The following is an 18,820-nucleotide window of genomic DNA, read 5'->3' on the forward strand; positions in this document are numbered from 1 at the left end:
CCATGTTGCTTACGCCGATGCGGGCGCGGCCGCCTTGGGCTTCATCATCCGCGCCATCTGCCGGAACATGAACTCGGGCGCGAGGCGGCTCATCAGCATCAGCACGTTGGCCAGGCCGGGGCGAATCTCCGGCTGTCCGCGCTCGATGCCTTCGATGGCGCGCCGCGCCAGCTGCGCCACCGGCATGCCCTTGGTGCCTTGCATCTCGGCTTCGAACTCGCCGCGCAGCAGCGGCGTTTCCACGCCCGGCGGCGCGATCTCGAAGACGCTCACCGTGCCGCCCGACAACTGCATGCGCAATGCCCGCGTGTAGGCATGCAGGGCCGACTTGGCGGCACTGTAGATGGGCGATATCGCCAGCGGCACGAAGGCCAGTCCGGACGACACGTTGACGATGGCCGACGCGGGCTGCGCGCTCAGGTGCGGCAGGAACTGCTGCACCATCTGCATGGGCCCGCGCACGTTCACGTCGAGCTCGCGCGTCACGTCTTCGAGCCGGCGCGCCTCGTTGAGAACCAGCTTGCGCATGATGCCGGCGTTGTTCACGAGCACGTCCAGCGTGGGGAAGCGTGCCGTCACGCTCGCGCAGAGCGCCGCGATGGAGGCGGGGTCTGCAACGTCGCTCACGAAGCCGTGCAAACCAGGAAGCCGCTGCTGCGCCTGGGCGAGCCGGGCGGCGTCGCGGCTGGTGATGATGACTGTGTTGCCGCGGGCCAGCAGCTGGCGCGCCAGCTCGAAGCCGATGCCGCTCGTGCCGCCGGTGATGAGGATGGTTCGTTGACGCAGTTGCATGGTGTGTATCGCTGGTGGACGCTGGTGGAGGGGGATGGCTGCATCCTAGAATTAATGCTCTCCGATGAACAGAAGGCACCGGAAAATTTGATACCCACCCAAAAGAGAGTGTGAAATGAAAGCTGCGCCGACTACGTCTTCATCTGTCAAATCGCGCTTCACCAAGGAGGAAATCTCCCGCGCCAGGTCGTACGCCGTGAAGCGCCCCGCCGGCCCGATCGACCCGCGCCTGACCATGCTGGCGCACGACCTGATCGATCGCGTGGCCGACAAGTGGACGATGCTGACCCTTGAGGTGCTGACCGAGGACGCGCCGCTGCGTTTCAGCCGCCTCGCCGAAAAAGTGACCGGCGTGAGCCAGAAGATGCTCACGCAGACGCTGCGCCAGATGGAGCGCGACGGGCTGGTCACGCGCACCATTTTTCCGGTGGTGCCGCCGCGTGTCGAATACGAACTGACGCCGCTCGGCCTGAGCCTGGGCGGCGCGTTCTGCGGCGTGTGGGTGTGGGCGTCGGACAACCTCGAGGAAGTCGAGCGCGCGCGGCGCGCATTCGACGCGAAGGCCGCCCAGGCCTAGGCCGCGTCGCGCCGCTCGGGATGTACCGTCACGCGCACCCTTCGGCCGCCGACGGCCGCGGTCGGGCCCGCCACCCCAGCGCCACCACAGCACATGCCGCGGCCACGACGATCAGCACGGCCACCACCATCACGGCGAAGAACGCCTGGTCGAACGCCGTGTGCGCGAGCGCGACGAGCTGCGTTGCCGCGTGCGCCGGCATCGACTCCGCCGCGAGCAGCGCCGCGTCGATGCCGTCGCTGGCGGACGCGGGCGCGCCCAGCCCGTCGGGAATGGCCAGCGCGGCCGTGTAGCGCCACGAGAGCACGCTGCCGAGCAGCGACACGCCCAGCACGCCGCCCAGCTCGTACGACACCTCTTCGATGGAGGCGGCCATGCCCGCGTTTTCCAGCGGCGCGTTGTTCATCACCGCGTTGGACGCCGCCGTGATGGTGGCGCCCACGCCCAGCCCGAGCAGCACCAGCACGGCCAGCTTGCCCAGGCCTTGCACGTCGGCATTCGATGCCAGCGCGCACAGCGCCAACGCGGTGGTGAGCAGGCCGGCCAGGATGATCGGGCGCGACCCGGTGCGCGCCAGCAGCAGGCCCGCCAGCGGCCCCGCCACGAACGCGGCCAGCGGAATCGGCAGGATCGCCAGGCCCGCCTGCAGCGGCGTGAAGCCGGCCACCAGTTGCAGCCGCTGGCTGAACACCAGCTCGACGCCGATGAGCGCCACCGAGGCGACGATGGCCGCGATCACGCCGCCCGAGAAGTAGGGGTTGCGGAACAAGCGAAAGTCCACCAGCGGCGCCGCGCTGCGCCGCTGGCGCCGCACGAACAGCACCATGGCGATCAGCGCCAGCGCGCCGGTGGCCGCGGCCATGGCCAACGAGGGCGAAGCCTTGGCGAATTCCTTGATGGTCAGCACCAGGCAGACCAGCGCCGCCAGCGCCTGCAACGAGCCGATGAAGTCCCAGGGGCGGCGCGGTGCGTCGGCGCTCTTGCGGTGCGCCGGAATGAGCCACAGCGTGAGCACCAGCGCCGCCACCACCACCGGCACGTTGATGAGAAACACCGACCCCCACCAGAAGTACTCCAGCAGCACGCCGCCGACCACCGGCCCCAGCGCGGCACCGCCGGAGGCCACCGAGGCCCACACGCCGATGGCCACGGCGCGCTCGCGTTCGTCGGAGAAGGTCAGGCGAATGATGGCCAGCGTGGCCGGCATCATCATCGAGGCGCCCACGCCCAGCAGCGCGCGCGCCGCGATGAGCACGCCCGCGCTGGGCGCATAGGCCGCGCACAGCGACGCCACGCCGAACACGGCCAGCCCCGCGACGAACATGCGCCGGTAGCCGAGCCGGTCGCCCAGCGCGCCCATGCCCAGCAGGAAGCCGGAGACCACGACGGTGTAGGCGTTGACGATCCACAGCTTCGTCGAGGCCGATGCGCCCAGGTCGTGCACGAGCGTGGGGAGCGCCGTGTACAGCACGGTCATGTCGACCACGATGAGCAGCAGCGCCATGGAAACGATGGCCAGCGTGAGCCACTTTCTTGTCGGGTTCGTCATGGCTCAGCGCTCCAGTTCCTTGAGCATCGTGACGGACACGGGCGTGCAGCCGCGCGCCTCGAAGAAGCGATGCGCGTCCTGGTTGTCGATGCCGCTTTCGAGAAAGAGCCGCGCGACGCCGCGCAGGCGCAGCTCGGCGCAGACCCAGTCGAACAGCGCGCGGCCGGTGCCGTGGCGCTGGAAGGGCGCATCGACCACAAGGTCGTCGAGCGTGGCGAAGGCGCGCGCGGCCACCTTGGCTTCATCGATGGAAACGAAAGCGATGCCGGCGAGCGAACCGGCGCTGTGCGCGGTCGCGATGAGCTGGGTTGCGCCGTGCGCCGGCTGGGCGAGGGCGTTGCGCACCTGGGCCAGCAGCACCTCGGGCAAGTCGGTGCGCCATTCGCCGGGGGCGACGGCGCGTGGCCCCTGCAGTTCGCCGTGCGAGATGTAGCGGGGGCTGAGCTGTCGCAGGAACAGATCGACGATGGCCTGCGCCTGGGCAGGGTCGTGGCACCAGGTGATGGCGAAGGATGCGGCGGGAGTGGCGGGGATGAGGGGATTGCGGGTAATGGACATGGCGCCATGTTGCGCCATTAAAATGGATGAATAAAGATGAAATCCATCTGAATAATTGATGATAAGAGCGAGAAAGGGCCCCGCATGGAATGGACAGTCGAACAGCTCCGCCAGTTCGTGACCACCGCCGACTGCGGCTCGTTCTCCGCCGCGGCGCGCCACCTGGGCAAGGCCCAGTCGGCCGTGAGCACCGCCATCGGCCTGCTGGAGGTGGACCTGGGCGTGGCGCTGTTCGACCGCTCGCGCCGCAACGCGCAGTTGTCGGCAGCGGGGCAGGTGCTGCTGCTGGAGGCGCGCGAGCTGCTGCGGCAGGCCGAGCAGCTCGACCAGCGGGCGCGCGACCTGAACGCGGGCAGCGAGGCGGCGCTGTCGCTGGCGCTCGACGAAGCCTTGCCGTACACCGCCATCGCCACGCTGATGCGCGAGCTTTCGGCGAAATTCCCCAGCCTGGAGCTCACGCTGCTCAACGGCACGGCCACCGAGGTGGCCGACTACGTGGAGCAGGAGCGCGCGAGCGTGGCCTTTCACATCGACCGCGGGCCGGCGCGCGCCTGCTTCGACCAGCGCCACATCGGCACCGTGCCGCAGGGCGTGTTCGTGGCGGTGGACCATCCGCTGGCCGATGGCCGCACCGTGCGCCGCAAGGACCTGGCGCGCCACCGCCAGCTGCTGATGCATGCGGACGACGTGCACGAGGTGGCCTACAGCCCCCGCGTGTGGCGCTCCGACAGCTTCTACACCACCGCCGAGATGGTGGCGGACAACCTGGGGTGGGCGGTGCTGCCGGTGAACATCGCGCACTACGAGGGCTACCGCAAGGCGCTGCGCGAAGTGCCTTGCCCGTCGCTGGCGCTGCCGAGGCTGTCGGTGCGCATGCTGTGGCTGCAGGGGCGGCAGCCGGGCGCGACGGCGCTGTACGTGCAGCAGCGCTTCACCGAGCTGCTCGTCGAGAGCGGGGCCTGAGCCGCGCCCGGGCAGGGCCTGAACAGGCCCCGAACAGACGCCGAACTGACCTATCGCAGCACGCGCCCGTCGGCCGAGATGCTGATCAGGTCGATGCGCCGCACGTTGTCGCGCAGCCCGGGGCGCAGGTTGATGCGGAAGCCCCCGACGTCGTAGTCGGTCATGGCGGTCATCGTGCGCTGCAGCGTCGCGGTGTTGAAGCCGCGGCCCGCGCGGCGCACCGCCTCGCCGGCCGCCTTGGCCGCGATGAAGCCTTCGAGCCCTTCGTACGACGCGGTCTGGTCGGAGGTGTCCACCGCGGCCAGGTATTCCTTGACGATGGGAATGGCCGAGGGCCGGGGCGAGGGCACCACCTGCGAGATGACGATGCCGCCGATGTCCTTGCCCAGCGTGGCGTAGAGCGGGTCGATGCCGACGATGGAAAAGGCCATGAAGTTGCCCGTGTAGCCGTTCTTGCGCAGCGTGCGGATGGCGTTGGCCGTGGTGCCCGACAGCGACACCAGCACGATGGCCTGCGGCGACTTCTGCTGCACGCCCTTCAACGCGGCGTCCAGCTTGTCGCCGTTGGGCGGCACCAGCGCGGTGGCGACCAGCGCGGGCAGCTTCAGCTCGGCGATGGCCTGCTCCACCGCCGCCAGGCCGGCGCGGCCCATGGCGTCGTCGTCGCCCACCAGGGCCACGCGGGTCTGCCCCACGGTGGCGCACTGGCGCACGATCTTGAGGGCCTCGTCGATCATGCCGGGGCGCACATGGAACACGTTGGGATGGTCGGCGCCGCGCAGGTTGTCCGACGCCGCGAAGGGCGCGAACAGCAGGCTGCCCTGTTGCGTGGCGACGTTGGCACCGGCCTCGCTGCTGGCCGTGCCGACGAAGCCGAACAGCATGTCGGCCTTGTTGGCGCCCAGCAGCGTGCGCGCGTTGGCGGTGGCGCGGGCGGCGTCGTAGCCGTCGTCGAGCTGCAGCAGCTTCAGCTGCAGGCCGGTGGCGGCGTTGCGTTCGTTGAAGTCGGTCACCGCGAGCCGGCTGCCGGCGGCGAAGGCGCTGCCGATTTCACTGGCGCTGCCCGTGAGCGGCACCGACTGGCCCAGCAGCACCACGCGCGGCGCGCCGCCAGCGGCGGCGCGGGTGGCCTGGGCCATCGCCGAAAGTGAAATACCGCCGATGCCGCTTCCCAGCAGCGTCGCTCCGAAGGCCTTGGCCAACCATTCCCTGCGCGATGTGCTCATTGGACACTTTCTTAAACAGTAGTAAAAAAGTGTAGCAATTTCGAGGCCAAAGCGAAAGGCGAGGAAAACGCGCTGTCACAGAATCGGCGCCATGCAGTTCACAAATACAAACAGATGGTGTTGCGAGGGGGTGGGGTCGGCGCTCGCCATCGCGGTGGCCATTCAAGTGGCCGGTTGCACGGCACCGGTGCCGGCGACGAAGACGCTGGAGGTCGCGCAGCCGCCCGTTCAGCAGCAGGAGGCCGTGGCGCCGACGATTCGCATGCCGGCGGCCGAAGCGCCCGCCGTGCCGGCGCCGGCACCTTCGCAAGTCACATCCGAAGCGGTCACCCAGCCCGTTCCGCGGCGCAGGCCCGTGCCGCGGTATCCACCCGACCTCGCCAAAACGGGACTGGGCGGCACCGTCGTGGTGAGCTTCACCCTCGGCGCGCAGGGGCAGCCTGAAGACGTGCGCATCGAATCGTCGTCGCACCCGATGTTCACCAAGGAGGTGAAGGCGGTGCTGCCGCAGTGGCGTTACGACCCGGCCCGGGATGCCGCCGGCCGCGTGGTGCGCCAGCGGATGCGCGTGCCGTTCAGGTTCCTGCAGGAAGACTGAGCGGCTCGCGGCGCTTCAAGCAAGGTAAGTCAGGGTGGGTCAGGCGGTGCGCTCGAACACCAGGTCCCACACGCCGTGCCCCAGCTTGATGCCGCGGTTCTCGAACTTGGTGAGCGGGCGGTACTCGGGCTTGGGCGCGTAGGCTTCGGCCGTGTTGCGCAGCAGCGGCTCGGCGGCCAGCACCTCGAGCATCTGCTCGGCGTAGGGTTGCCAGTCGGTCGCGCAGTGGATGTAGCCGCCGGGGCGCAGGTGCTGCGCCAGTTTGGTCACGAACTCGGGCTGGATCAGCCGGCGCTTGTTGTGGCGCTTCTTGTGCCACGGGTCGGGAAAGAAGACGTGCACGCCGGCCAGGGTGCCGGGCTGCAGCATGTGGTCGAGCACGTCGACCGCGTCGTGCGCGCAGATGCGGATGTTCGAAATCGACTGCTCGCCGATGCGCTTCAGCAGCGCGCCCACGCCGGGCTCGTGCACCTCGCAGCACAGGAAGTTGGTGTCCGGCCGCACCGTGGCGATGTGCGCGGTGGCCTCGCCCATGCCGAAGCCGATTTCCAGCACCGTGGGCGCTTCACGTCCGCCGAAGGCCGCCGTCAGGTCGAGCGGCTCGGGCGTGTAGGGCAGCAGAAACAGCGGGCCCAGCTCGGCGAAGGCGCGCGCCTGGCCGTCGGTGGTGCGGCCGGCGCGCTTCACGAAGCTCTTCAGGCGGCGGTGCAGCGGGTGCGGCTTGGACGCGTCGGGGCTGCTGTCGCCGGCATCGCCGTTGTCGGGGGCGGGCACGTCGCCAGCGTGGCCGTCGCCATGGTCTTCGCTGTGGTCGTGGCTGTTCTGGGGGGCGTGGGACACGGTGTCGGGAATGTTCATGAGGGCCGCGAATTGTAGAGAGCGCGCCATTCGGGCACCCAGGCGGCCAGTGCGGCGGCGCAATCGCTGGCTGTGGTGGATGAGGCGGGTGGTGAGATGGGCGAGAGGCCCAGCACCTGCGCCGCGCGGTCCAGGGCCTTCAGCGCGGCCTCGGGCGTGCCGGTGTCGATCGCTGTGGCGCCGTTCTGCTTCGACAGCTTGTCGCCGTCGGCGCCGCGCACCAGCGGCGTATGCAGATAGCTGGGCGTGGGAAAGCCCAGCGCGCGCTGCAGCAGCACCTGGCGCGCGGTGTTGTCGGCCAGGTCTTCGCCGCGCACCACGTCGCTCACGCCCTGTTCGGCGTCGTCGACCACCACCGCGAGCTGGTAGGCCCACGGGCCGTCGGCGCGGCGCAGCACGAAGTCGCCGACCTCGTGCTGCACGTCTTGTCGTTGCGGGCCCAGGCGGCGGTCGGTCCAGCGCACGTCGGCATGGACGGCATCGATGACATCAGCGGCATGGACGACATCAACGACATCGAGCTTGAAAGTCGCAAAGCGCCAGGCCCGCGCGGGCTTGCCGTGCAGGCCGTCTCGGCAGGTGCCGGGGTACACGCGCTCGCCGTGGCGTTCGGGCGTCTGGCCGAGCCGTGCCAGGGCCTCGGCAATGTCCTTGCGCGAGCAGCCGCAGGGGTAGGCCAGCCCGCGCGCCTGCAGGGCGGCCAGCGCGGCCTCGTAGCGCGCGGTGCGCTGCGTTTGCCACACCGGGGCTTCGTCGGGCAGCAGGCCACAGGCGGCCAGTTGCCGGAGGATGTGCTCGCCCATGCCGGGCAGGCAGCGCTCGGTGTCGGCGTCTTCGATGCGAACCAGCCAGCGCGCTCGCGGGCCGCGGGCGCGCACGTCGAGCCAGCTGGCCAGCGCGGCCACCAGCGAGCCCGCGTGCAGCGGCCCGGTGGGCGAGGGCGCGAAACGGCCGGTCTCCCCCATCGCGCAGTCAGATCACGGCAAGCGCCAGCGACAGCCCCGAGAGAAACGCGTCTTCCACGCGGTGGCCGGTGCACCAGTCGCCCGCCACGCCGATGCGCGCCTTGGCGTCCCACAGGTGGGTGGTGCCCAGCGGCACCTGCGTTTGCGCTTCGTTCCAGCACAGCGCCTGGGCGTGCGCGGGCGTGGCGTGGATGCCGGTGATTTCAGCGAAGGCGCGCAGCAGCTTGGCCTCGATGCGCGAGGGCGCGTCGCGCAGGTGTTCCTGCGACCAGGCGGCGCTGGCCTGCAGCGTCCAGCGTTCGATGGGCTCGCGGCCCGGCTTGGACGGCTCGCGCGCCAGCCACGCCACGCGGTGGTGGGTGCTGCGCGCCGCATTCCATTGCGGACCCAGGTGCGACATGGTGGGCTGGTTGGCCTGCGGGTAGGCGACCATCAGCGTCCAGCAGGGGGCGATGCGCACGGGCTCCACCTTGCGACTGAGCGTGGCCGACAGCTTGCCGTCGCCCAGCAGCGCGCGGGTGCGCGACGGCGGCACGGCGAGCAGCACGGCGTCGAAGCCGGAGTACACATGCTGCGATTCTTCGGCGCCCGCGGTGCGCAGCTGCCAGCGTTGGGGGGCGAGCGCATCGGGCTCGATCTGCGTCACCTGCGTGCCGGTGACCAGGCTGGCGCCCAGCGGCGACGCCCAGTGGGCCACCAGCGCATCCATGCCGGGCTGGGCCACCCAATGCGGCTCGAGCGAGGGCAGGGCGGCCTCGGCCACGCGGCCGTGGGCGTCGAGCACGCGCACGAGGTTGGCGCTCCAGCGCTTGCACAGGCCGGGCGTGGCTTCCAGCGCCAACGCGAAGCGCGGGTCGCGCACGGTGAAGTACTGCGCGCCGCTGTCGAACTTGCCGAAGGCGGTGTCCACGCTCGCCATGCGTCCGCCGGCGGCGCTCTCGCGTTCGAACAGCGTGACCTTGTGGCCGGCCTGCACCAGCGTGCGGGCGCAGGCCACGCCCGCGATGCCGGCGCCGACGACGGCGAAGTGGCGTGGGGTGGAAGCTGTGGAAGAGGTTCGGTGGCGGTCAGCCGGCTTGGCCGACTTTTCCGTTTTGGCTTTGGCGCGAGTGCTCATGACGGACTCTTTTCTTCTGGAGGGAATGCGGTTGGATGTGTCTGCACTCTACATCGGTCGGGCAGGGGCTTCGCCTGAGGGCACACCCCTAGCGCGGCGGTGCCGAATGTGCGTCATCCTCATCGACCCCGGTGCCGCTCCAGCAGCGCGCGCCGCGTGGCTTCATGCTCGAACTGCGCCAGCCACCATTCGAGCGCGCGCCCCGGCTTGCCCTTGCTGCGCGCGCGCCATACGCAATGCATGGTGCCCATCGGCGGTTGCCGCTCGGTCTTCAGCTCCACCAGGTGGCCGGCCTCGATGTACGGCCGCGCCATCGGCTCGGGAAGAAAGCCGCCGCCCAGCCCGTGCAGCTGCGCGGCGATCTTGGCCTGCATGCTGGGCACCGTGAGCACGTCCTGCCCGCCCATGAGGTTCACCGTCATCGGCGTGCCGTGGCGGGCCGAGTCGGCGGCGGCCACCGCGCGGTACTGGCGCAGCACCGTGTCGCTCAGCGGCTGCGGCAGGCGCGCGAGCGGGTGGTGCGGCGCCACCGCGTACACGAAGCGCAGCTCGCCGATCAGCCGGCTGCGGATGCCCGTGGCGGTGAAGGCCAGGCCCGCCGCGTCGAGCACCGCGCCGATGGCCAGGTCGGCCTCGCCGGTGGTCAGCGCCTCGATGGTGCCCAGCAGCGTCTCGTCGCGCAGCTTCAGGCGCGTGGGCGGCTCCAGCGCGAAGAAGGCGGTGGCCAGGTCGAGCAGCGGGTCGCGCGCGATGACGCTGTCCACCGCGATGGTCAGCATCGGCTCCCAGCCGGTGGCCACGCGCTTCACGCGGTTGGCCACGGCGTCGATTTCGGCCAGCAGGCGGTCGGCCTCGCGCAGCAGCTCGGCGCCGGCCTCGGTCACCTTGGCCTGGCGGGTGCTGCGGTCGAACAGCAGCACGTCGAGCGCGTCTTCTATCTGGCGCACCCGGTAGCTCAGCGCGCTGGGCACCAGGTCGAGCGCGCGGGCGGCGGCGGCAAAGCTGCCGGTGGCGGCCACGGTCTGCAGCATCGAGAGGGCGTCGGGGGTCAGCACGTCGCGGGGGCTGGGCATGGCGGCTCCATTGATCAAATTATTTGAATGGTGCCATCAAAGCGCGGCGTCTTTCAGAAGGGGGCGCAGACCTAAAGTTCTTTACATCCGCTGCGCATCCGGCGCGGCATACGAAGAAGGCCCGACGCGCCCCCCAGGGGCAGGGCCACCAAGGAGTTCACGATGTTGCAAGTCCGTAAATCACAGGAACGCGGTTATGCCGACCATGGCTGGCTGCGCTCGTTCCACAGCTTTTCGTTCGCCGGCTACTACGACCCGGCCCACATGGGCTTCGGCAACCTGCGGGTGATCAACGAAGACCGCGTGGCGGCGGGCGCCGGCTTCGGCACCCACGGCCACAAGGACATGGAAATCATCAGCTACGTGCTGTCGGGCGAACTGGCCCACAAGGACAGCATGGGCAACGTGGAAAGCATTCCGCCGGGCGACGTGCAGCGCATGAGCGCGGGCCGCGGCGTGATGCACAGCGAGTTCAACCACAAGGCCGACGAGACCACGCACTTCCTGCAGATCTGGATCCAGCCGAACGTGCGCGGCATTGCCCCCGGCTACGAGCAAAAGCAGTTCAGCGACGCCGAGAAGCGCGGCAAGCTGCGCCTGGTGGCCTCGCCCGACGGCAGCGACGGCTCGGTGACGGTGAATGCCGACGCCCGCCTGTACGCCGGCCTGCTCGACGGCGAGGAAAAGGCCAGCCTGGCGCTCGACCCGGCGCGCAAGAGCTACGTGCACCTGGTGCGCGGCGAGCTCGAAGTGAACGGCCAGAAGCTCGTGGGCGGCGACGCCGCGATGCTCGAAGGCGAGTCGCAGCTGGCGCTGGCCGGCGGCAAGGACGCCGAAGTGCTGGTGTTCGACCTGGCCGCCTGATGTTTCCCCTGCCGGGTGCCGCGCGCACCTGGCTTCTTTCCTGTTCCCCTGTCCGCTTTTTCATTTCAACAACCGAGGAGTTTTCAATCATGGCAACCAACAACACCACCCCCGCGCTTTCCGCCGCCCAGGACACCCTGGCACTGGTCGGCCGCATCCTGATCGGCACGCTGTTCATCCCCGCCGGCTTCGGCAAGCTGATGGGCTTCGCGGGCACCGTCGGCTACATCACCAAGGTGGCCGGCCTGCCGCTGCCCGAAGTGGCCGCGGCGATCGCGATCGTCGTGGAACTGGGCCTGGGCATTGCATTGCTGGTCGGCTTCAAGACGCGCTGGACCGCGCTCATCATGGCGATCTTCACGGTGGCGACGGCGCTGTTCTTCCACAAGTTCTGGGCCGACGCGACGCAAAATATCCAGTTCTTCAAGAACATGGCCATCGCCGGCGGACTGCTTTCCTTCGCCGCCTTCGGCCCCGGCCGCTTCAGCATCGACAAGCGCTGACCGACCGCTGACTCGCTGACCTGCTGACCCACAGACCCATCGATCCACCCACCCAGGAGCTCTTCACCATGGCAAACATCGTCGTCGTCTTCCACTCCGGCTACGGCCACACCCAACGCGTGGCGCAAGCCGTGGCGGACAGCGCGGGCGCGCAGCTGCTCGCCATCGACGCCGACGGCAACCTGCCCGAAGGCGGCTGGGAGCTGCTGGGCGCGGCCGACATGATCGTGTTCGGCTCGCCCACCTACATGGGCGGCGTGAGCTGGCAGTTCAAGAAGTTCGCCGATGCGTCGTCGAAGGTCTGGTACACGCAGGGCTGGAAGGACAAGCTCTTCGCCGGCTTCACCAACAGCGCGACCATGAACGGCGACAAGGTCACCACCATGGGCTACCTGTGGACGCTGGCCATGCAGCACAGCGGCATCTGGGTCAGCATGGGCATCCTGCCGACCAACAACAAGGCCGCCACGCGCGACTCCACGAACTACGTGGGCGGCTACGGCGGCCTGCTCACGCAGTCGCCGTCGGACGCGAGCCCGGCCGAGATCCCCAAGGGCGACCTCGACACGGCCCGCGCGTTCGGCGAACGCATTGCCACGGTGGCAAGATCGCGCAGCTGATTCCAAAGACCCGCCACGGAGAACACGATGACCGACCCCACCCACGACACCCAGTTGCTCACCCCGCACGACAAGGACCTGGGCGGGGGCTTCAAGGTGCGGCGCCTGCTGCCCGCGGCGCAGCGCCGCTCGGTCGGCCCCTTCGTGTTCTTCGATCACTTCGGCCCGGCCACGGAAGAGCCGGGCGGCGAGCACGATGTGCGGCCGCACCCGCACATCGGCCTGTCCACCGTCACCTACCTGTTCAAGGGCGCGATGATGCATCGCGACAGCCTGGGCAGCGTGCAGGAAATCTTGCCCGGCGCCATCAACTGGATGACGGCGGGCCGCGGCATCGTGCACTCCGAGCGCAAGCCCGAGCGCCTGAAGGCCGACACCTACGTCAACCACGGCCTGCAGCTGTGGGCCGCGTTGCCGCAGGCGCATGAAGAAGCGGAGCCCAGCTTCGAGCACACGCCGGCCGATGCCATTCCCGAGCTGGTGGAGCAGGGCGTCGACGTGCGCGTGCTGGTGGGCGAGGCCTTCGGCGCGCGCTCGCCGGTGAAGACGCTGTCGCAGACCGTGTACCTCGACATCGCGCTGCCGGCCGGCGGGCGCTTCGAGTTGCCCGCGCTGGCGCCCGAGCTGGCCGTCTACGCGGTCGATGCCGACATCGCCGTGAACGGCGAGCCGGTGCAGGCGCACACCATGGCCGTGCTGCCCGACGGGCAGGGCGCGGTGCTCACGTCGGCCGCCGCCGCGCGGCTGATGGTCATCGGCGGGGCGCCGCTGGACGGCCCGCGCTACATCACCTGGAACTTCGTTTCCAGCCGGCGCGAGCGCATCCTCGAGGCCGGCGCCGACTGGGCCGCCCAGCGCATGGGCCACGTGCCCGGCGAGACCGAGTTCATTCCGCTGCCGGGCAAGCCCTTCGGCGTGCGGGAGCCGGACACGGGGACCACGCCGGTCTGAAATTTCCGGCTTCGCGCCAACGAAAAAGGCCCGATGCATTCGATGCATCGGGCCTTTTTTCTTTTGGCATGGCGCCCGCAGTGGCGCGCCATGCCCTGTCAGCGCATCACTCGTTGCCGATGGCCACGGTCTCCGACGGCGACGCACCCGCGGGTGCCTTCGGCAGCTCGACGACCGCCTTGCGGCCGCCGCGGGCACGCCAGGCCGAGAAGCCCACGCCGGCCAGCAGCAGCACGCACAGGCCGATGAAGGTACCGCTGATCGGGCGGGTGACGAACACCGACATGTCGCCGCGCGACAGCAGCAGGGCGCGGCGGAAGTTCTCTTCCACCATCGGCCCGAGCACGAAGCCCAGCAGGATGGGCGCGACCGAGAACTCCAGCGACATCAGCAAGGCGCCGACGATGCCGAACACCAGCACTTCCCAGATCTGGAACAGGCTGTTCTGCGTGCTGTACACGCCGGTGGCAATGAAGAACATCGCGGCCGGGAACAGGTACTTGTAGGGCACCTTCAGCAGCTTGACCCACACGCCGATCAGCGGCACGTTCAGCACCACCAGGATCACGTTGCCGATCCAGAACGAGGCGATCAGGCCCCAGAAGATGTCCGGATGCTCGGTGATGAGCTGCGGGCCGGGCTGGATGCCCTGGATCAGCAGCGCACCCAGGATCAGCGCCATCACCGCGTCGCCCGGAATGCCCAGGCTCATCGTGGGAATGAAGTCGACCTGCGTCTTCGAGTGGGCCGCGGCCTCGGGGCCTGCCACGCCTTCGATCATGCCGGTGCCGAACTTGTTCGGCGTCTTGGAGATCTTGCGTTCCACCGCGTAGGCGATGAAGGTCGTGATGGTCGGGCCCGTGCCCGGCATCGCGCCGAACACCGTGCCCACCAGCGTGCCGCGGATCATGGCGGGGAAGGCGCGCTTGAGCTCTTCCTTGCTCGGGCGCATGTCGCTCAGCTTGAGCGTGCCGGTGTCGCCGATGGCCTTCATGCGGTTAACGTTGAGCAGGAAGTCGGCCACGCCGAACAGGCCCATCGAGATCGCCACCAGCTCCAGGCCGTCGCTGAGTTCAGGCAGGCCGAACGCGAAGCGGAAGCTGCCGCTGTTCACGTCGGTGCCGACCACGCCGCACAGCAGGCCGAAGATCGTCATGGCCACGCCCTTGAGCGGCGAGCCGCGCGACATGGTGGAGCCGGCCAGCAGGCCCAGCATCATGATCGAGAAGATCTCGGTCGGGCCGAACTTGAACGCGATCTGCACCAGCAGCGGCGAGGCGAAGATCATCACGATGATGCCGAACGACGCCGCGAAGAACGACGCGATCATCGTGATGCCCAACGCGACCCCGCCCTTGCCCTGCTTGGTCATGGGGTACCCGTCCAGGCAGGTGACCGCATGCGGCGGGTGCGAGGGCATGTTCATCAGGATGGCGCCGATGGCACCGCCGTACTGCGAGCCATAGAAGATGCCGGCCAGCATCAGGATGGCGGGCACCGGGTGCATCACGTAGGTGAGCGGCAGCAGGATGGAGATGGCCTGCAGCGCGCCCATGCCCGGCAGCACGCCGATCAGGTTGCCCACCAGCACGCCGAAGAAGGACCACATCAGGTTCGAGCCCTGGAAGGCCACGCCGAAGCCGAACCACAGGTCGTGTAGCGATTGACCGATCATGATTTCAGCCTCCCCACTGGAACAGGGGGAGCTGCAACTTGAGCGCCCACCAGAAGACGACCACCGCGATGAAGCACATCGCGAGGGACAGAAGCAGCGCTTCGGTCAGCGTGTTGTCGCGGTCGCCGAGCGCCGAGATGAACACGATGGCGAAGGTCGCGGGCAGCAGGCCGCCGTACTCGCCGAACAGCAGGAACGCCAGGATGCCCAGGATGATGCAGACGCCGCCGCGAATGTCGGGCATGCCGCCCGGATGGCCGTGCGAAGCGGCTTCTTCGCTCGCGCCTTCGCTGCTCTTGTCGCCGCGCGCCGAGACCGCGATGAGCAGCCCCGTGAGCGCCAGCAGCGCGCCGAGCGCGACCGGGAAGAAGCCCGGTCCCATGTGCGCGAGCTCGCCGACGCGGTAGCCGATGCCGGCATAGACGGCGGCCAGGCCGACGACGATCAGCAGCGCGCCGCCGTAGTAGTCTTTCTTGAATTTCGATGCGGGCCGAAGCGCGTGCGAGGCCGGATCTTCACCGTGCGGGTGCTGCATAAGTCTCCTTCGTTGGGAAGGAGCGGAGTCTAGGAATCGAGGCTTTCAATCCCCTTTCGGACCCGTCGCAAAGGCCCTGCGCGGCTTCAAAATACGTGTAATCACGTACCGGCGTATCCGGTGAAACCCTTGCAAAAACGGGGCTGCGATGTCGCTCAAGCGGAGCGCAGCGGTTGTCGGCTTAAGCGACGTGCAAGGGCAGTCGCAATGTGGCGCGCAAACCGCCGCCGTTCGCACGCTCCGGCGTGCCCGCGCTGTCGAGCGCGATGTCGCCCGCGTTGCGCCGCGCATAGCCGCGCGCGATGGTCAGGCCCAGGCCCGCGCCCTGCGCGGAACCGTTGCCCGTGGCGGGGTCGCGGTGAAAGCGCTCGAACACGCTCTCGCGCCGCTCGGGCGGAATGCCGGGGCCGCTGTCGCACACCTCGGCCAGCGCCTGCGCGCCGTCGCGCCGCACGGTCACCGTGATGTTGCCGCCGCGCGGCGTGTACTTGATGGCGTTGTGCACGAGGTTGGCGAGCACCTCGTGCAGCTCGGCGGCGTTGGCCTTCACTGGCAGCACGAGCGCGTCGTCGTCGTCATGGCCTTCGCCGCCGCCTTCGTCCGCGAGGCTGCGCGCGTCGACCCAGCCCAGGTCCTGGTCGTTCTCGTGCGCCAGCGGCAGGTACTGCAGCACCACGCCGCGCGCAATGGCGTTCAGGTCGACCACCGCGGGCGCGGCGGGCGCCACCTCGTCCTCGGTGGTGGCGTGGGCCAGCGCGAGCAGCTGCTCGCTCAGGCGGCGCGTGCGCGACAGCTGCGCCACGATGGCGTGCAGCGACTCGCGCATGCGCGCAGGGTCGGTCTCGCGCACCGCGTAGCCGGCCTGGATCGACAGGATGCTCAGCGGCGTGCGCAGCTGGTGCGAGGCATCGGCCAGGAACTGCGACTGCTCGGCCACCATGCGCCGATGGCTCGCGATGTGGTGGTTCACCGCATCGACCAGCGGCGCCACTTCCTGCGGCACGCCGCCGGCGTCCAGCGGCTTCAGGTCGTCGCGCGAGCGCTCGCGCAGCGAGCGGCGCAGGCGGTCCAGCGGGCGCAGCGTCCAGGCCACGCCCAGCCACACCAGCAGCGCCATCACCAGCACCATGCGCGTGTCGCGCAGCAGCTCCTGGCGCAGCGACTCGGCCTGTGCCTCGGTGCGCGGGCCGGTGCCTTCGGCGGCCTGGATGAGCACGCTGTACGACACGCCGGGGTGCACGTTGTCGAACACCGTCTGGCGCAGCGCGGCCACGCGCACCGGGTGCTGCTCGTGCACCGCGTCGTAGAACACCGGCGTGCCGTCGGGCTGGGTTGCTCGCAGCGGCTCGGGCGGGCGGGGCAGGCCGGGCACGCCCATCAGCGTGGTCTCGGGCGAGTTCACGTCCAGCGTCTCGCCCTTGGGAATGCGCTGCACGCCCACGTGAAGGTACTTGTAGCGCAGGTGCGTGGACTCGAACATCGCCTGGATCGAGAACGGCTCCTGCACCCGCACGCTGCCGTCGCTGGCCACCACGATGCCGTTGGCCAGCGCCTGCACGGGCTCCAGCAGGCTCTGGTCGTAGGCGACCACCAGCGAGTCGGTGAGGGCGCGGTAGTCGTTCCAGCTGTCCAGCGCCAGCAGCGCGACCATGCCCGGCAGCAGCAGCGCGAGCAGGCGCGCGCGGATGCCGAAGCGCTGGGGTTCGGCCGCCGTGGCGGCCACGCCAGGCACCGTGGCCTCAGTCGGTGTCGGCGAGGTCGGCGGCGGGCGCTGAAGATCCATCGGCAATGCTCTCGAGCATGTAGCCCAGGCCGCGCACGGTCACGATGCGCACGTCGCTGTCGGCCAGCTTGCGCCGCAGCCGGTGCAGCACCACCTCGATGGCGTCGGGCCCCGCGGTGCTGTCGTTGGTGAACACCTTGGCGAACAGCTGCGACTTGCCCACCGGCGAGCCGCTGCGCATGAGCAGCGCGGTGAGCGCGGCCTGCTCGCGCGGCGTGAGCGACAGCAGCGTGCCGCGCAGCGTGAAGGCGTGGCTTTCGCTGTCGTACGAGAGCGACGCGCACTGCAGGCGCGGGTGCTGCTTGCCGCGGCTGCGCCGCACCAGTGCCGAGAGGCGCGCCTCCAGCTCCACCAGCTCGAAGGGCTTGGTCAGGAAATCGTCGGCGCCCAGGTTCAGCCCGCGCACCCGGTCCTGCAGCGCGCCCTGCGCGGTGAGGATCAGCACCGGCGTGCGGTCGTCGGCGTTGCGCATGTCGGCCAGCACGCTCAGGCCGTGCTTGTCGGGCAGGCGCAGGTCGAGCACGATGGCGTCGTATTCGGTGCCGGCCATGAAGGCCTCGGCGGTGCGCGCGTCGGGCGCGTGGTCGGCCACGAAGCCGCTCTGGGTCAACGCCCGGATCAGCCATGAGGCCATGTCCAGTTCGTCTTCCACCAGGAGGATGCGCATGGGAGGCTGCCGGTTTATTTCTTCAGGCCGAGGGTGAGTTCGGTGTCTTCCGCGGCACGCGCGCTGGCATCGGCCGCGCGCGCGCTCAGGTCGGGCGCCAGGGCGCGCCGGCCGTCGAACACGAAGCAGTCGCCGTGGTAGTGCGCGCCGCCGACCTGCTCGAAGTACTTCAGGATGCCGCCTTCGAGCTGCAGCACGTTTTCCACGCCTTCTTCGCGCATCAGGATGGCGGCTTTTTCGCAGCGGATGCCGCCGGTGCAGAAGCTCACCACCGTCTTGCCCGCGAAGTCGGCGCGGTGCGCCTTGAGCGCGGGCGGGAATTCGGTGAACTTGGTGATGCGCCAGTCGATGGCGCCGTCGAAGCTGCCTTCGTCGACCTCGAAGTCGTTGCGCGTGTCGAGCAACGCAATTTCGCGGCCCGCGTCGTCGTGGCCCTGGTCGAGCCAGCGCTTGAGCGTGGGCGCGTCCACGCCGGGCGCGCGGCCTGCGGCGGGCTGGATGGCGGGGTGGTCCATGCGGATGATCTCGCGCTTGAGCTTCACCAGCATGCGGCGAAACGGCTGCGTGGCCGACCAGCTTTCCTTGGCTTCCAGGTTGGCAAAGCGCGCATCGGCGCGCAAATGGGCCAGAAAGGCCCGAACGCCGTCGGCCGAGCCGGCCAGGAACAGGTTGATTCCCTCGGGCGCCAGCAGGATGGTGCCCATGAGGTCCAGGGCCTGGGCGCGGGCGCGCAGGTCTTCACGCAGCACGGGGCTGTCGTCTATGCCTACGAACTTGTAGGCCGCGATATTCAAAATCTCTTGCACGGGGGGCGATTCTAGGCGGCGCCGGGCCGCCCCAAGCCGCCGAGCCTCCCCCTGGGGGGTGGCGAAGCACACCAAGCGGCAAGCCGGGGGGCTGAAGTTTCCATCGTCAACCCACATGGTGGAGGCGCTGGTTTCTACAA

The 18,820-nt window shown here is 69.4% G+C and carries 20 protein-coding genes; 7 read left to right on the plus strand and 13 right to left on the minus strand.

From position 1 onward, the window contains the following. Nucleotides 1-9: 9 nt before the first annotated feature. A complete protein-coding gene (locus tag QTI51_RS06025; protein ID WP_116908734.1) occupies nucleotides 10-792 on the minus strand; it encodes an SDR family oxidoreductase in 783 nt (260 codons plus the stop codon). Between the two features lie 115 nt (nucleotides 793-907). Between QTI51_RS06025 and QTI51_RS06030 the strand changes: the two genes are divergently transcribed. Further along, nucleotides 908-1,369 carry a winged helix-turn-helix transcriptional regulator gene (locus QTI51_RS06030; RefSeq protein WP_116908735.1) on the plus strand — a complete coding sequence of 154 codons (462 nt, stop codon included), beginning with the start codon at nucleotides 908-910 and terminating at the stop codon, nucleotides 1,367-1,369. 28 nt (nucleotides 1,370-1,397) lie between these two features. Here the strand turns inward: QTI51_RS06030 and QTI51_RS06035 are convergent, their stop codons facing one another. Continuing rightward, nucleotides 1,398-2,918, minus strand: a complete 1,521-nt coding sequence (locus QTI51_RS06035; protein WP_116908736.1) for an MFS transporter — start codon at nucleotides 2,916-2,918, stop codon at nucleotides 1,398-1,400. Between the two features lie 3 nt (nucleotides 2,919-2,921). Then, nucleotides 2,922-3,476 (minus strand): GNAT family N-acetyltransferase, encoded by a 555-nt coding sequence (locus QTI51_RS06040; protein WP_165840299.1) that lies wholly within the window; start codon nucleotides 3,474-3,476, stop codon nucleotides 2,922-2,924. Nucleotides 3,477-3,560: 84 nt separating this feature from the next. On the opposite strand from QTI51_RS06040, the gene QTI51_RS06045 reads away from it, so the two are divergent. Next, entirely contained in the window at nucleotides 3,561-4,439 is an 879-nt protein-coding gene (locus QTI51_RS06045) for a LysR family transcriptional regulator (RefSeq protein ID WP_116908738.1), read from the plus strand. Between the two features lie 50 nt (nucleotides 4,440-4,489). Here the strand turns inward: QTI51_RS06045 and QTI51_RS06050 are convergent, their stop codons facing one another. After that, entirely contained in the window at nucleotides 4,490-5,665 is a 1,176-nt protein-coding gene (locus tag QTI51_RS06050) for an ABC transporter substrate-binding protein (RefSeq protein ID WP_116908739.1), read from the minus strand. 130 nt (nucleotides 5,666-5,795) lie between these two features. Between QTI51_RS06050 and QTI51_RS06055 the strand changes: the two genes are divergently transcribed. Beyond that, complete coding sequence (locus tag QTI51_RS06055) at nucleotides 5,796-6,263, plus strand: energy transducer TonB (protein ID WP_165840300.1); 468 nt, start codon at nucleotides 5,796-5,798, stop codon at nucleotides 6,261-6,263. A 39-nt stretch (nucleotides 6,264-6,302) separates the two neighbouring features. Here the strand turns inward: QTI51_RS06055 and trmB are convergent, their stop codons facing one another. The 4 genes from trmB to QTI51_RS06075 all read right to left on the minus strand — a co-directional run bounded on the left by trmB (nucleotide 6,303) and on the right by QTI51_RS06075 (nucleotide 10,276). Further along, entirely contained in the window at nucleotides 6,303-7,121 is an 819-nt protein-coding gene (gene trmB, locus QTI51_RS06060) for a tRNA (guanosine(46)-N7)-methyltransferase TrmB (RefSeq protein ID WP_116908741.1), read from the minus strand. Beyond that, the gene (gluQRS, locus tag QTI51_RS06065) at nucleotides 7,118-8,086 is read right to left on the minus strand and encodes a tRNA glutamyl-Q(34) synthetase GluQRS (protein WP_116908742.1); all 969 of its coding nucleotides are present in this window, start codon (nucleotides 8,084-8,086) and stop codon (nucleotides 7,118-7,120) included. The genes trmB and gluQRS overlap by 4 nt, the downstream gene beginning before the upstream one ends. Nucleotides 8,087-8,093: 7 nt before the next feature. Further along, nucleotides 8,094-9,203, minus strand: coding sequence for an NAD(P)/FAD-dependent oxidoreductase (locus QTI51_RS06070; protein WP_116908743.1), 1,110 nt, complete (start codon nucleotides 9,201-9,203; stop codon nucleotides 8,094-8,096). A gap of 119 nt (nucleotides 9,204-9,322) precedes the next feature. Next, nucleotides 9,323-10,276, minus strand: coding sequence for a LysR substrate-binding domain-containing protein (locus tag QTI51_RS06075; RefSeq protein WP_116908744.1), 954 nt, complete (start codon nucleotides 10,274-10,276; stop codon nucleotides 9,323-9,325). Between the two features lie 162 nt (nucleotides 10,277-10,438). On the opposite strand from QTI51_RS06075, the gene QTI51_RS06080 reads away from it, so the two are divergent. From QTI51_RS06080 to QTI51_RS06095, 4 genes are all read left to right on the plus strand, one after another. After that, nucleotides 10,439-11,140: a pirin family protein gene (locus QTI51_RS06080; protein WP_116908745.1), complete on the plus strand. Its 702-nt coding sequence runs from the start codon at nucleotides 10,439-10,441 to the stop codon at nucleotides 11,138-11,140. 89 nt (nucleotides 11,141-11,229) lie between these two features. Beyond that, nucleotides 11,230-11,643 (plus strand): DoxX family protein, encoded by a 414-nt coding sequence (locus QTI51_RS06085; protein WP_116908746.1) that lies wholly within the window; start codon nucleotides 11,230-11,232, stop codon nucleotides 11,641-11,643. Between the two features lie 68 nt (nucleotides 11,644-11,711). Then, nucleotides 11,712-12,263, plus strand: a complete 552-nt coding sequence (locus tag QTI51_RS06090) for a flavodoxin family protein (RefSeq protein WP_116908747.1) — start codon at nucleotides 11,712-11,714, stop codon at nucleotides 12,261-12,263. Nucleotides 12,264-12,290: 27 nt separating this feature from the next. Beyond that, nucleotides 12,291-13,214 carry a pirin family protein gene (locus tag QTI51_RS06095; RefSeq protein WP_116908748.1) on the plus strand — a complete coding sequence of 308 codons (924 nt, stop codon included), beginning with the start codon at nucleotides 12,291-12,293 and terminating at the stop codon, nucleotides 13,212-13,214. Nucleotides 13,215-13,320: 106 nt separating this feature from the next. On the opposite strand, the gene QTI51_RS06100 is transcribed toward QTI51_RS06095, so the two are convergent. The 5 genes from QTI51_RS06100 to QTI51_RS06120 form a co-directional block, all read right to left on the minus strand. After that, complete coding sequence (locus QTI51_RS06100; RefSeq protein WP_116908749.1) at nucleotides 13,321-14,889, minus strand: tripartite tricarboxylate transporter permease; 1,569 nt, start codon at nucleotides 14,887-14,889, stop codon at nucleotides 13,321-13,323. A gap of 4 nt (nucleotides 14,890-14,893) precedes the next feature. After that, the gene (locus tag QTI51_RS06105) at nucleotides 14,894-15,424 is read right to left on the minus strand and encodes a tripartite tricarboxylate transporter TctB family protein (RefSeq protein ID WP_207786660.1); all 531 of its coding nucleotides are present in this window, start codon (nucleotides 15,422-15,424) and stop codon (nucleotides 14,894-14,896) included. Nucleotides 15,425-15,605: 181 nt separating this feature from the next. After that, nucleotides 15,606-17,075 (minus strand): sensor histidine kinase, encoded by a 1,470-nt coding sequence (locus QTI51_RS06110; protein ID WP_503011483.1) that lies wholly within the window; start codon nucleotides 17,073-17,075, stop codon nucleotides 15,606-15,608. Between the two features lie 88 nt (nucleotides 17,076-17,163). Continuing rightward, complete coding sequence (locus QTI51_RS06115) at nucleotides 17,164-17,874, minus strand: response regulator (protein ID WP_116908751.1); 711 nt, start codon at nucleotides 17,872-17,874, stop codon at nucleotides 17,164-17,166. A 14-nt stretch (nucleotides 17,875-17,888) separates the two neighbouring features. Beyond that, nucleotides 17,889-18,680, minus strand: coding sequence for a sulfurtransferase (locus QTI51_RS06120; RefSeq protein ID WP_116908752.1), 792 nt, complete (start codon nucleotides 18,678-18,680; stop codon nucleotides 17,889-17,891). Nucleotides 18,681-18,820 lie beyond the last annotated feature (140 nt).

It is taken from the genome of Variovorax sp. J22G73 (assembly GCF_030317035.1).
In the GTDB taxonomy this organism is placed as follows: Bacteria; Pseudomonadota; Gammaproteobacteria; order Burkholderiales; family Burkholderiaceae_C; genus Variovorax.